The 13,329-nt window shown below is 66.1% G+C and carries 12 protein-coding genes; all 12 read right to left on the reverse strand.

Annotation, left to right across the window (positions count from 1 at the left end; genetic code table 11):
• Window positions 1-376: 376 nt before the first annotated feature.
• Window positions 377-2,740, reverse strand: a complete 2,364-nt coding sequence (bamA, locus tag LMF57_RS06410; protein ID WP_117309899.1) for an outer membrane protein assembly factor BamA — start codon at window positions 2,738-2,740, stop codon at window positions 377-379.
• A gap of 74 nt (window positions 2,741-2,814) precedes the next feature.
• Window positions 2,815-4,173 carry an RIP metalloprotease RseP gene (gene rseP, locus LMF57_RS06415; protein WP_117309900.1) on the reverse strand — a complete coding sequence of 453 codons (1,359 nt, stop codon included), beginning with the start codon at window positions 4,171-4,173 and terminating at the stop codon, window positions 2,815-2,817.
• A gap of 55 nt (window positions 4,174-4,228) precedes the next feature.
• A complete protein-coding gene (dxr, locus tag LMF57_RS06420; protein ID WP_229291113.1) occupies window positions 4,229-5,419 on the reverse strand; it encodes a 1-deoxy-D-xylulose-5-phosphate reductoisomerase in 1,191 nt (396 codons plus the stop codon).
• 2 nt (window positions 5,420-5,421) lie between these two features.
• The gene (locus LMF57_RS06425; RefSeq protein WP_229291114.1) at window positions 5,422-6,258 is read right to left on the reverse strand and encodes a phosphatidate cytidylyltransferase; all 837 of its coding nucleotides are present in this window, start codon (window positions 6,256-6,258) and stop codon (window positions 5,422-5,424) included.
• Window positions 6,255-7,022, reverse strand: coding sequence for a polyprenyl diphosphate synthase (uppS, locus tag LMF57_RS06430; protein ID WP_208082249.1), 768 nt, complete (start codon window positions 7,020-7,022; stop codon window positions 6,255-6,257). The genes LMF57_RS06425 and uppS overlap by 4 nt, the downstream gene beginning before the upstream one ends.
• A 5-nt stretch (window positions 7,023-7,027) precedes the next feature.
• Window positions 7,028-7,582: a ribosome recycling factor gene (gene frr / locus LMF57_RS06435; RefSeq protein ID WP_049465365.1), complete on the reverse strand. Its 555-nt coding sequence runs from the start codon at window positions 7,580-7,582 to the stop codon at window positions 7,028-7,030.
• Window positions 7,583-7,679: 97 nt separating this feature from the next.
• Window positions 7,680-8,408 (reverse strand): UMP kinase, encoded by a 729-nt coding sequence (gene pyrH / locus LMF57_RS06440; RefSeq protein ID WP_025877663.1) that lies wholly within the window; start codon window positions 8,406-8,408, stop codon window positions 7,680-7,682.
• Between the two features lie 119 nt (window positions 8,409-8,527).
• On the reverse strand, window positions 8,528-10,066 hold the full coding sequence (locus LMF57_RS06445) for a GGDEF domain-containing protein (protein ID WP_117309904.1): 1,539 nt from the start codon (window positions 10,064-10,066) through the stop codon (window positions 8,528-8,530).
• 269 nt (window positions 10,067-10,335) lie between these two features.
• Entirely contained in the window at window positions 10,336-11,214 is an 879-nt protein-coding gene (gene tsf / locus LMF57_RS06450) for a translation elongation factor Ts (RefSeq protein ID WP_117309905.1), read from the reverse strand.
• Between the two features lie 125 nt (window positions 11,215-11,339).
• A complete protein-coding gene (gene rpsB / locus LMF57_RS06455) occupies window positions 11,340-12,143 on the reverse strand; it encodes a 30S ribosomal protein S2 (protein ID WP_229291115.1) in 804 nt (267 codons plus the stop codon).
• Window positions 12,144-12,362: 219 nt separating this feature from the next.
• Window positions 12,363-13,067, reverse strand: coding sequence for a fimbria/pilus periplasmic chaperone (locus LMF57_RS06460; protein ID WP_229291116.1), 705 nt, complete (start codon window positions 13,065-13,067; stop codon window positions 12,363-12,365).
• Window positions 13,067-13,294, reverse strand: coding sequence for a hypothetical protein (locus tag LMF57_RS06465; protein ID WP_208082250.1), 228 nt, complete (start codon window positions 13,292-13,294; stop codon window positions 13,067-13,069). Before LMF57_RS06465 ends, LMF57_RS06460 begins: the two co-directional genes overlap by 1 nt.
• Between the last annotated feature and the right edge of the window lie 35 nt (window positions 13,295-13,329).

The following is a 13,329-nucleotide window of genomic DNA, read 5'->3' on the forward strand; positions in this document are numbered from 1 at the left end:
GCCGGCGCCTGGCTGATCCGTGGGGCGATGGCGCAGGGGGCTGCCCAGGACACGCCGTAAACCCATCCCTGGGGGCTCGATGGCGCCATCCATGGCGCCAACGGTCCTGGTCAGCCCCCTGCGCCATCGCCGGATAGTCTTCCGCGTGCGAGCGGATCCAACCTCCACAGTCGCCTGCAGAACCGGGCCATACTCGGCTCACCGCGCGTCAGCGTGCGCTTCAATAACGAAAACGCCGGGCAATGCCCGGCGATTCAAGACCCGTCTGGTGGAGAGCCCCCCTTTGTTAAGGGGGGCGCGCCAACGGCGCGGGGGATAGGGAGCAGGATAGGCCCCGCGGTTTGCATCGCAAACCGTGGGAACGTTTGGGGGCCAGTTAGAACTGGCCACCAAACGTAAATTGCAGACGTTCGATCTCGTCGCCGTCCTTCTTCTTCAGCGGGAACGCATAGCTGATCGAGATCGGGCCGACCGGGGCGCGCCACAGCAGGGCCACACCGGTGGAGACGCGCAGCTCGTTGGCCTTGAAGTTGTCGGTGCCGTTGTAGACGTTGCCGAAGTCCACGAAGGCCGACACACGGGCCGACGGGCTGTCGAACAGGCGCGGGAAGTAGGCTTCGACCGAACCGACGGTCTTCAGCGAACCACCCAGCGGCTGGCCGTCCGGGTAACCGCTGGTGACTTCGCGCGGGCCGAGGGTGTTGTCCTCGAAGCCACGCACCGAGTTGGTGCCACCGGCGTAGAAGTTCTCGTAGAACGGCAGGCCCGACGCAGTGACGGTACGGGTGGTACCGTCGCCGTTGTCGATCACGCGGGTCTTGTCGTTGCCGTAGGCATCGCCGTAGCCGATTTCGGCGCGGGTGTTGATCACCAGCGAGGGGATGATCGGCCAGTACTTGCTGATCTGGTAGTTCAGCTTGTAGTACTCGATGGTCGAACCGGGCAGGGTGGTTTCCAGGCCCACGCGCTGGTAGGTACCGCGGGTCGGCATGAAGTAGTCGTTGCGCGAGTCGCGGGCCCAGCCCAGCTCGGTGCGCCACGCATGGAAGGTGCGGCTGCCGACGGCATCGATGTAATCGATGATCGACTTCGGGGTCGAGCCCGCGTAGGTGGTGATCTGGTTGCTGTCGATGCCGAACATCAGCGAAACGGTGTCGGTCTCGGTGATCGGTACGCCGAACACCACCTGCGCCGAACCGTTGGTGCTGTTGTACTGCGCGGTATTGAAGTCGGAGTAGTCCAGCTCGCGCCAGGACAGGTTGTAGCCCAGCGAAACGCCGTCATCGGTGAAGTACGGGTTGGTGTAGCTGAAGCCGTAGCGCTGCAGGTAGCTGCTGCGCGAAGCTTCGACCGACACGCGGTTGCCGCCACCCAGGAAGTTGTTCTGCGACAGCTGCACCGAGGTGGTCATGCCGTAGGACTGCGAATAGCCCAAACCGAACACGAAGCTGCCCGAGGTGGTTTCCTTGACGTTGTAGACGACGTCGACCTGGTCGTTGCTGCCGCTGACAGCCGGGGTCTCCACTTCCACCGCCTCGAAGTAGCCCAGGCGCTGCAGGCGGATCTTGGAACGGTCGATCGCCGCCTGCGAGTACCAGCTGTTCTCGAACTGGCGCATTTCGCGGCGCATCACCTCGTCGGAGGTGCGGGTATTGCCCTTGAAGATGATGCGGCGGACCGTCACGCGCGGGCCCGGCACGACCTGCATGTTCACCGCTACAGTCTGCTCGGCGCGGTTGGTGGTCGGAATCGGGTTCACCTTGGCGAAGGCGTAACCGATGTTGGACAGCGAGTTGGTGATCGCGTCGGAGCTGAATTCCAGCAGGGCACGCGAGAACGTGTCGCCGGACTTCTGCACGACCATGCGCTCGACGTCTTCCTGCGGCAGGATCGTATCGCCGCTGACCTTGATCTCGGAGATCTTGTACTGGTCACCTTCGGTCACGCCGGCGGTGATGAACATGTCGCGCTTGTCGGGGCTGATCGACACCTGCGTCGAGTCGATGCTGAAGTCGACATAGCCGCGGTCCAGGTACCAGGAGTTGAGCTTTTCCAGGTCGCCGGACAGCTTTTCCTTGGAGTACTGGTCGTCACGGCGGTACCACGACGCCCAGTTGTGCTCCTTGGACTCCCAGTATTCCAGGATGTCCTTGCTCTCGAACTTCTCGGTGCCGACGATGTTGACGTGGCGGATCTTGGCTGCCTTGCCTTCCTTGATGGCGATGGCGATGTCGACGCGGTTGCGGTCAAGCGGGCTCACCGTCGGGGTGATGTCGACGGTGTACTTGCCACGATCGTTGTACTGGCGGCGAAGTTCCTGGGTCACCCGATCCAGACTCAGGCGATCGAAGGTGCCGCCTTCGGTCAGGCCGATGTCCGACAGGCCCTTGAGCAGCTGGTCGGACTTGATGTCCTTGTTGCCGGTGACGGTCAGCTTGTTGATCGCCGGACGTTCCTTGACGGTCACCACCAGGATGCTGCCCTGGCGATCCAGCTGCACGTCTTCGAAGAAGCCGGTCTTGTACAGGGCGCGGATGGTCTCGCCGACCTTGCTGTCGGTGACCGTCTCGCCACGCTCGACCGGCAGGTAGGTGAACACCGTACCGGAGCTGATGCGCTGCAGGCCGTCGACGCGGATGTCGCTGACAGTGAAGGGCTCGGCTGCCTGGGCCAGGGCGGGAGCGCCGGTGACGGCGGCGAGGGCGAGGGCCAGCAGGCGGCGATTGGGGAGTCGCGTCATGTCACGTCCGGTAGGAAGGTCGATTGCATTGGTAAGGGATGCCGACGCTGTAGACGGCAAAAACATGGAAAAGTTCATCGCGGGACCAGGCCGAGGATGTCGTTGTAGAACGCCAATCCCATCAGCCCGGCCAGCAACGCCAGGCCGATGTATTGGCCGGCGGCGACGGCACGCTCGCTCAGCGGGCTGCCCTTGACCAACTCGATAAGGTAATACAGCAGGTGGCCGCCGTCCAAGATGGGGATCGGCAGCAGGTTGATGATGCACAGGCTCAGCGACAGCAGGGCGAGGAACTGGATGAACCAGTCCACGCCACGTTTGGCCGAAATATTGGCGACCCGGGCAATGGTGACCGGGCCGGAAACGTTCTGCAGCGAGGCTTTGCCGGTCACGATCCGGCCCATCATGGCCAATGAGTCGGCGGCCATCCTGCCGGTTTCACGCACCGCTACGGTGACCGACTGCAGAGGGCCGAACTTGAGCAGGGTGTCGTAGGCGGGGCTGTAGCGCTCGGCAAAGCCCGCGCCGATCTGCCAGGTGGGCTGGCCCTTGCCGTCCTTGCCCTGGCGGGGGGTGATCTCCAGCGCCAGGCGCTCGCCGCCACGCAGCACTTCGATCATCGCCGGGCCACCGCGGCGACCGAGGCTGCCCACTTCGCTGATGGCCTGCTCGACGCTGTCGATGCGCTGGCCGTCGATCGCCACGATCAGATCGCCGGTCTGCAGGTGGCCCTCTGCGGCCGAACCCTTCACGATGGTGTCCACCAGCGGCGGCTGCAGCCACGCACGCCAGTACACGCCGGCCAGGATCGGAACCCGGCGTTCATCGAAGCCGGCCGGCAGCTGCGACAGCGGCAGGGTGCGTGAGCGCAGCTGGTCCGCGGGGTCGAGCACCTCCAGGGTCACATCGCGACGGTCCATCGCTGCGGCGGTAAGGGCCATGCTGGCCTCTCCCAGAGTGATCACATCGCGGCCGTCCACGCGCAGCAGGCGGTCACCACTGCCGAGCCCGGCCGTGGCAGCCATGCCGGTTGCGCGGCCGACGGTGGCCGAATAGTCCTGCTTGCCGATCACGAACATCGCCCATAGCAGCAGGATGCACAGCAGCAGGTTGGCGATCGGGCCGGCCGCGACGATGGCGATGCGCTGCCATACGGTCTTGTGGTTGAAGGCCTGGCCGCGCTCATGCGGGTGGACCTCGACCTCGCGTTCGTCGAGGAATTTCACATAACCACCCAGCGGGATGGCGGCAATGGCGAACTCGGTGCCATGGCGGTCGCGGCGCGACCACAGCGGACGGCCAAAGCCGACCGAGAAGCGCAGCACCTTGACCCCGCACAGCCGGCCGACCCAGTAATGCCCGAATTCGTGGAAGGTGACCAGCAGCCCGAGGCTGACGATCATCCACCAGACCGATCCGATGAAGTCAGTCATGCAGGTTCACATTGGCGGACACGGGCGGCGGCGTCATACGGGATGGGTGCGCTGTTCAGTTGGCGGCGATGGCGTTCAGGGTCAGCTGGCGGGCCCGCAGGTCGGCGGACAACAGAACCTCAAGTGTATCGGCTGGTTCGGTCGGCAGTGTTGAAAGAGCGTTAGCAACCAGCGCAGGAATGGTCAGGAAGCCTATGCGGCCCTGAAGAAACGCTGAAACAGCCTCTTCGTTGGCAGCGTTCAGCACCGCCGGGGCAGTGCCACCGGCGCGCATCGCCTGCCATGCCAGGGCCAGGCAGGGGAAGGCGTCGCTGTCGGGGGCCTCGAAATCCAGCCGGCCCTGGGTGAGCAGGTCCAGCCCGGACACGCCCGACTCGATCCGTTGCGGCCAGCCCAGGCCCACGGCAAGCGTGGTGCGCATGTCCGGCAGGCCCATCTGCGCCAGCGTGGAGCCGTCAACGAACTCGACCAGCGAATGCACCAGGCTCTGCGGGTGCACCAGCACCTCGATGCGCTCGCCGGGAATGCCGAACAGATGGTGGGCCTCGATCACTTCCAGGCCCTTGTTCATCAACGTCGCCGAATCGACCGAGATCTTCGGCCCCATCGACCATTTCGGATGCGCCACGGCCTGGGCCGGGGTGACCTGCTGCAGTTCGGCGCGGCTGCGCCCGCGGAAGGGGCCACCGGAGGCGGTCAGCAGGATGCGGCGCACGCCGGCACCGTCGAGGCTGGCATCACGTGAGCGCAGGCACTGGAAGATCGCGCTGTGCTCGCTGTCGATCGGGATGATCTCGGCGCCGGCACGTTCGGCGGTGCGGGTCAGCAGTTCGCCGGCCAATACCAGCGATTCCTTGTTGGCCAGCAGGATGCGCTTGCCTGCCGCAGCGGCGGCCAGGGTCGAGGACAGGCCGGCGGCGCCGACGATCGCGGCAACCACGGTGTCGCAGGCGTCGCTGGCCGCCAGCTGGTCCAGCGCGGCATGGCCGGCGTGGGCCTGGGTGGCCAGGCCCGCGTCGCGCAGGCCGTCGCGCAGTTCGGCATACAGGGTTTCATCGGCGATCACCGCATGCGCGGGCCGGTGCTGCCGGCACAGGGCCAGCAGCGCCTGTACCTGGCGGCCGGCGGCGAGCACGGTGGCCTGGTACCGCAGGGGATGGCGGGCGATCACGTCAAGCGTAGAGGCACCAATCGAGCCGGTGGCGCCGAACACGGCGACCCGGCGCAGGTCTGCAGCAGCTTCCATGGTCAGAACCCGAAGATTTCCTTGCCCAGTGCGAACACCGGGATGGCCGCCAGCACGCCGTCGACGCGGTCGAGCACGCCGCCGTGGCCGGGGATCAGGTGGCCTGAATCCTTGGCGCCGGCGTGGCGCTTGATCAGGCTTTCGAACAGGTCGCCCAGTACCGAGGCGAATACGGCCACCACCGCGGTGACCAGCAGGCCAGGCAGGTGCGCCGCATCGATGCCAGCCAGCCAGCCCAGGCCGACGGCCACCGCAACGCCGGCGATCAGCCCGCCGACCAGGCCTTCCCAGGTCTTGTTCGGGCTGATCCGCGGTGCCAGCTTGTGCTTGCCGAAGTGACGGCCAGCAAAGTAGGCACCCGAATCAGCGGCCCAGACCAGCGCCAGCGCGGCCAGCAGCCACAGGTGGCCCTGATAGCCGGGCGGGTCGCCGCCGGCATGGATCAGTACCAGTGCGGCCCACGCCGGCACGATGGCCAGGGTGCCGGCCAGCAGCTTGAGGATGCGCGCCGGGCTGCCGGGCTGTGCGCCGAAGTTGAAGAAGCGCAGCCACACCAGCGCGCCCAGCCACCAGGCCACGCCCACCAGGGTCGCGATCTGGAACAGCACCAGGGTGCCGGCATCGGCCCACACCAGCAGCACCATCAGCACCAGGTTGAGGACCAGCAGCACGGTGCGGGCGAGGGTGTCTTCGACATCGGCCAGCTTCAGCCACTCCCACAGGCCGATCAGCAGCACGGCTGCGGCCGCGGCGGCCAGCCATTGTGTCGGCAGCAACAGGATCGCCGCAATGGCGACCGGCGCCATGATCAGCGCGGCGAGGACTCGGGTCTTGGTCATGGGCTGGACGTCTCGGTGGCCAGGGCGGCGATCTGGGCGCTGGTCAGGCCGAAGCGGCGCTCGCGGCTGGCGTAGGCATCCAGCGCCAGCTGCAGCTGCGCGGCATCGAAATCCGGCCACAGTGCTTCGGTGAACCACAGCTCGGTATACGCCAGCTGCCACAGCAGGAAGTTGCTGATGCGGGTATCACCGCCGGTGCGGATGAACAGGTCCGGTGGCGGCAGGTCGGCCAGCGCCACCTGTCGCCCCAGCAGGGATTCGTCGATCTGCTCGGGCAGCAGGCGGCCGGCGGCCACTTCAGCGGCCAGTGCGCGTGCGGCACGGGCGATGTCCTGGCGGCCACCATAGCTGGCGGCGATCGACAGGGTCAGGGCGCTGTTGTCGGCGGTGCGCTGTTCGGCCAGCTGCATGCGGCTGACCAGTCCGGCGCCGAAGCGCTCGCGTTCGCCGATGAAGCGCACGCGTACGCCACGCCGATGCAGCTCATCCACTTCGCGGTCGAGCGCGCCCAGGAACAGCTTCATCAAGGCATCGACTTCGTCCTGCGGCCGGCCCCAGTTCTCGCTGGAGAACGCGAACAGGGTCAGCGCCGGGATACCCAGTTCCAGGCAGCGTTCGATGGTGCGGTTGACCGCACGCGCACCGGCGCGATGGCCGATCACGCGGGGTCGGCGGCGCAGCTGTGCCCAACGCCCATTGCCATCCATGATGATGGCAACGTGGCGCGGCAGGGCGGCCGGCAGGGGAGGCGGGACTGAAGGCATCGACTTCAGACCGACATCAGTTCCTTTTCCTTGTCGGCGACGACTTTATCGACATCCTTGATGTTGCTGTCGGTCAGCTTCTGGATATCGTCTTCGCCGCGCTTCTTGTCGTCTTCGCTGATCGCCTTGTCCTTCAGCAGCTTGGCGATCTCCTTGTTCGCGTCCTGGCGGATGTTGCGGATGGCGATCTTGGCGCCTTCGCCTTCCTTCTGGACCTGCTTGGCCAGTTCCTTGCGGCGCTCTTCGGTCGGCGGCGGCAGGTTGACGCGGATCGAGGTGCCGATGGTGTTCGGGGTCAGCTCGATGTTGTACAGGCCCTTTTCGATCTCCTTGATCATGCTCTTGTCGAAGGGCGTGACCAGCAGGGAGTGGGCATCGGCGTTGGAGATCGACGCAACCTGGTTCAGCGGGGTGCTGGCGTTGCCGTAAGCATTGACCGTGACACGGTCCAGCAGGGCCGGCGTGGCGCGACCGGTGCGGATCGAGGTGAGGGTGTGCTTAAGAGCGTCGATGCTCTTGGCCATGCGCGTCTGCGCGTTGTTCTTGATGTCGTTGAGCATCGCCAGGGTCCTGGATGTAACTGGAATCGGGCGATTATAGGCGAATACGGGACGCCGCCGGGCCTGAATCGGCCCGGAGGTCGCCTTGCGCTCAGTCTCAGGCCGGGTCGCGGCCCTGCACGAGGGTGCCGATGTTCTCGCCGTGCAGGATCTTCAGCAGTTCGCCGGGCTGGCCCATGTCGAACACGCGCATCGGCAGGTCGCTGTCGCGCGCCAGGGCGAAGGCGGCGGTATCCATCACTTCCAGGCCGCGGCGGATCACTTCGTCGTAGCTCAGGCTGTCGAAGCGGACAGCGTCGCTGTACTTGTTCGGATCCTTGTCGTACACGCCATCGACCTTGGTTGCCTTCAGCAGCAGGTCGGCGCCGATCTCGATCGCGCGCAGGGCCGCGCCGGAGTCGGTGGTGAAGAACGGGCTGCCCACGCCAGCGGCAAAGATCACCAGGCGGCCCTTTTCCAGATGGCGGATGGCGCGGCGGCGGATGTAGTCCTCGCACACGTCGTTGATCTTGATCGCGCTCATCACGCGGGCCTTGGCGCCCACTTTTTCCAGCGCATCCTGCATGGCCAGCGCGTTGATGACCGTGGCCAGCATGCCCATCTGGTCGCCGGTGACCCGGTCCATGCCGCCAGCGGCCAGGCCCGCGCCGCGGAAGATGTTGCCACCGCCGATGACCAGGGCGACTTCGGCGCCGGCCTGCTGGGCTTCGACGACTTCACGGGCCAGGCGGTTGATGATCTTGGGGTCGATGCCGTAGTCCTCATCTCCCATCAGCGCCTCCCCGGAAAGTTTCAACAGGATGCGGCGATAGGCGAGCTTGGACATAGGGACCTCGGGTGCGTGGAAATCGCGGGCGATTCTACGCGCAAGCGGCGCGTGGCCAAAGCGTTTTGTGCACTGCGGCGCAAAATACCGGTATGCCCCGTCCATCCGGGGCGTACCATTCAGCCCAGCTCGGCGCCAGCAGTGGCAGACAGTTCATGATGCCCCAGTTCGCCGGGAGAGCGTGCGATGACCCGGTTGCGGCCCAGGTTCTTGGAGCGGTAGAGCACGTCATCTGCCGCGCGCAGCAGGTCCTGCACGCCGGCAAAGCGCTCGTAGCCGCCCTGGGTGGCCACGCCGGCCGAGAAGGTGATGAACAGCGGGCCACCTTCCAGTTCCGCCATCGGGGTGGCGACGATGTTCGCCAGCACCCGGCGGATCACGTCCAGGGCCACCGATTCGCTGGTATTGGGCAGCAGTGCGACAAACTCCTCTCCGCCGAAACGGGCCACGGTGTCGCTGTTGCGCAGCTGCCCCTGCAGTTTGCCGGCAAAGGCGCGCAGCACCTCGTCGCCGGTCAGGTGGCCGTGCGCATCGTTGATCTTCTTGAAGTCATCCAGGTCGATGAAGGCCACCGACAGCGGCCAACCATGGCGGCCGGCGCGCAGGAATTCCTCTTCAAGCACGGCTTCGAGCTGGCGGCGGTTGAGGACACCGGTCAAGGCATCGCGATGGGCCTGGTCGGCCAGTCGCTTGGCGCGGGCCTCGAATTCATCGGCGCGGCGCCGGGCCTGGTCGGCATCCTGCAGTTCGCGCAGATTGCGCAGGGTGGCCAGCTCCTGGGCGTGGTCGATCAGCTCACGCACCCGTGCCGGCGAGTTCAGGCCGTTCTCGAACAGGCTGGCGATGTCGGGCAGCGCTTCGCTGATCCGCGCCAGCACCTGGTCGAAGCGGGCGCTGTCCATCTGCAAGTGGTCATGGACCTGCTGCAGGGCGCGTTCGCGTGCGGCATCGGCGTCTTCATCCAGCCAGATGTCGGCAACGGCCCCAGACAGCTGCACGCAGGCCTGGAACGGATTCTCGGCGGTGCCCTCGTCTTCGCTGTGGCGGATGCTGTCCACCAGGTAGCGCGGCAGGCCCCACTCCTCGGCCACCCATGCGCCGACGTCGGCGTGGCTGCAGCCCAGTTCCTGGCGCTCGCGCGCGATCAGGTCGGGGTTGTCGCGCGCTTCACGCAGCAGCGGCAGGTAGCGGTCGGATTCGGCCTGGGCCAGGCACAGCACTCCCATGTCCTGCAGCAGCCCGGCCAGCATCAGTTCTTCCAGGCGGCGCAGGCCGCGCGCCTGGCCGAGCTGGCTGGCGGCCAGTGCGCTGAGAATGCTGCGCTTCCAGGCGCGTTGGCGCAGGTCATGGTCGGCGCCGCCGTTGCCGGTCAGGCCCTGGGTGACAGTGAAGCCCAGAGCGAGGCTGATCGTGGCGTTCAGCCCGAGCATGGTCAGCGCCTGGCCGAGGTTCTCGATCCGGCGCCGGCTGGCATACAGCGGTGAATTGGCGATACGCAGCATGCGGGCACTCAGCGCCATGTCGATGGCGATGATGTCCGCAGCGGTTGCGATGTCCGCTTCCGGGTCCTGGGCCAGTTCGATGATGCGCAGGGCAATACCGGGCGGCGAAGGGAGGTTGCGGCAAAGCGCCAGGGCAGCTGTCAGCTCGGGAGGCATGTCGGGTCGTTCAATTCCATTAGGACAAGAATACCTAGGAATGCATCACAGTCTGCGACTTTCGTTCCTGTTATGTGACTGCAGGTTCCCTGTGCCGAGTATCGGCTTGATTCGCTTGCAACGCAAAGGTGTCGGTGTGCGCACCAACGGTGCGCACCCACAGATTCGGCCACCCACAGGTGAAGGGCACCCACAGGCCCACCGGCATAAAAAAGGAGCCGCGGTTTCCCGCGGCTCCTTCTGGTTTCATTGCAGCCGTGAGGCTGGAATCAGACCTGCATCGCCTTGGCAACTTCGGCGGCGTAGTCTTCCACCACCTTCTCGATGCCTTCGCCAACGACCAGCAGCTGGAAGCCAGCCACGTCGGCGCCGGCAGCCTTGACCACCTGCTCGACGGTCTTGTCGCCGTCCAGCACGTAGCTCTGGCCGTACAGGGTCACTTCGCTGACGATCTTGTTGATCTTGCCGCTGATGATCTTTTCCAGGATGTCGGCCGGCTTTGACTTGTCCTTCTCGGACATCTTGGCCAGTTCGATTTCCTTTTCCTTTTCCACGAACTCGGCCGGCACATCGGCAGCCTTGTTGTGCGGCGGCTTCAGCGCAGCCACGTGCATGGCCAGGCCGCGAGCCAGCTCGGCGTCGCCGCCGATCAGGTCGACCAGCACGCCGACCTTGCCGTTGGTGTGGACGTAGGAACCGACGTTGCCGGTGGTGTCCAGCTTGACCAGGCGACGGATCTGGATGTTCTCACCCAGGGTCTGCACGGCGGTCGCGCGGGCTTCTTCGACGGTCTGGCCGCTCGGCAGCTTGGCCGACTTCAGCACTTCCACGTCGGCGGCGCCCGATGCCAGGGCGGCAGCGGCGACGGAATCGACGAAGTTCTTGAAGTTGATGTCGTTGGCGACGAAGTCGGTTTCCGAGTTGATCTCGACCAGCACGGCCTTGCCGCCGTCCTGGGCCAGGCCCAGGCGACCTTCGGCGGCCACGCGGTCAGCCTTCTTGTCGGCCTTGGCAGCGCCGGACTTGCGCAGCGCTTCAGCAGCGGCGTCGATGTTGCCGCCAGCCTCGGTGAGCGCCTTCTTGCATTCCATCATGCCGGCGCCGGTGCGCTCGCGCAGTTCCTTGACCAGGGAAGCAGTGATTTCCACGGGATTACCTCACGAAAGAAAGGGGTTGGGCCGGCATGGTGGCCGGCCCGTGTGACAGTCTCCTGTCGTCGCGCCATCGGCAGCGGACAGGAAAGGTGGGCGCGTGGCGCTCACCAGGGCCTGGATCAGGCCTGGGCTTCGCCCTTGTCGGCAGCAGCCTTCTTGGCCGGAGCGCGGCGGGCCGGCTTGGCTTCTTCGGCCGGAGCGTCGGCGAACTCTTCTTCACGGACGGTGGCAGCGTGCGGTGCAGCAGCCTTGCCTTCCAGCACGGCGTCAGCAGCGGCGCGCGCGTACAGCTGCACGGCACGGATGGCGTCGTCGTTGCCCGGGATCGCGTAATCCACCAGTTCCGGGTTGTAGTTGGTATCGACGACAGCGATCACCGGGATGCCGAGCTTCTTGGCTTCCTTGATGGCGATGTCTTCGTGGCCGATATCGATGACGAAGATCGCGTCCGGCAGACGGTTCATGTCCTTGATGCCGCCCAGCGAGGCTTCCAGCTTGTCGCGCTCGCGACGCAGGCCCAGCACTTCGTGCTTGACCAGCTTCTCGAAGGTGCCGTCGGTTTCACCGGCTTCCAGTTCCTTCAGGCGGGCAACCGACTGCTTGACGGTACGGAAGTTGGTCAGGGTGCCGCCCAGCCAACGCTGGTTCATGAACGGCATGCCGCAACGCTCGGCTTCTTCGCGGATGGACTCACGCGCGCTGCGCTTGGTGCCCAGGAACAGGATGGTGCCGCGCTTCTGGGCAACCGACGAAATGAAATTCATCGCGTCGTTGAACAGCGGGACGGTCTTTTCCAGGTTGATGATGTGGATCTTGCCGCGGGCGCCGAAGATGTACGGAGCCATTTTCGGGTTCCAGTAGCGGGTCTGGTGGCCGAAGTGGACGCCGGCTTCCAGCATCTGACGCATGGTGACCTGGGGCATTGCAGAACTCCTGATGGGGAACCGGCGATTCCGCCCGCGGGATAGGTGTGCGGGACGCGTGGAAGCGCTGATGGTTCCGGGGTTGGGCTTCCCTGTTGCCTCCGTGGCCGAACTCCTTGCGGAGCACCCCGGCACGGATGGGGGCAGCAGGTGTGGATTCACCGATGACGTCCGGTGTGGACGGCGTCCCGCGCACAGGGCGGCAGGACATCCGGGCAATTATAGCCCGCTTGACTGGCTCGCCGCAATTGCGGGCACCGTTGGGGTCAGAATCACATCTGTGCCGTCCTGCAGGCGGGCGCGGAAGCGGCCGCCTGCATAGCCATCGGCGCGCGGCGGCAATGGCCACTGTCGTCGCCTGGCTGCGAGCACGTAGCCGGCAAGGCCGGGCAGCAGCAGGCTGCGCTGGCCATCCGCCGGCTCATAGCTCAGGTCGCTCAGGCGTGCGTGCCGGGCGCCGCTGTTGTGCAGTCGCAGTATTGGCTGAGATCCGCCAGGCACCACCTCCACCTGCAGGCGGGGCCGCGCCGGGGAGGCAAGTTCGCCACGGAACAACGGCAGCGAATAGCGCGGCATGCCGGCGTCGTCCGGTGCCAGGATGATACGGAACGCCTGTTCGGCGGCCACCGGCGCGGAAGAGGCAGGCAGCAACCACACGCGCTGGCGCGCGCCGGCAGGCAGGTCCAGCAGGGTCGGGCTGGCCAGTACCTGCCCACTGCGCTGCAGGTGTTCTGCATCCTGTTGCTGGTCCCACGCCCAGACCTGCAGCTGCCCGCGCCACGGGCCGGGGCCGGGATTGCGCAGCCACAGCTCGGTCCGCCCCTGCGCGGCCGGCAGGTGCAGGGTGGTCGGCACCAGCTCCAGCGCCTGCGCCTGCGCGGGAAGTGGCAGCACGGCGGCCAGCAGAAGCAGCAGCCGGCGCATCAGTAGTAAGTGGTGGGCGGTTCGGGCAGCGAATGCCCCTGTTCGTCCTGCGCAGGCGGGGCCAGTTCCCGGACCTGGGGCGGCAGGTGACCGCCATCGTTGTGCTGCTGCGGCACCGGGCAGCGTGGGGCGCCGTGAGTACCGGCGCAGCCTTCAACCACGACCAGGCGGATCTGCAGCGGAGCAGGTACCGGTTCTGCCCAGGCTGCCGTGCTGGCGATGGTCATCGCCCAGATCAGTACTCCCCGAACCACCTGTGATC

This window comes from Stenotrophomonas sp. SI-NJAU-1 (genome assembly GCF_020883215.1).
GTDB lineage: Bacteria > Pseudomonadota > Gammaproteobacteria > Xanthomonadales > Xanthomonadaceae > Stenotrophomonas > Stenotrophomonas indicatrix.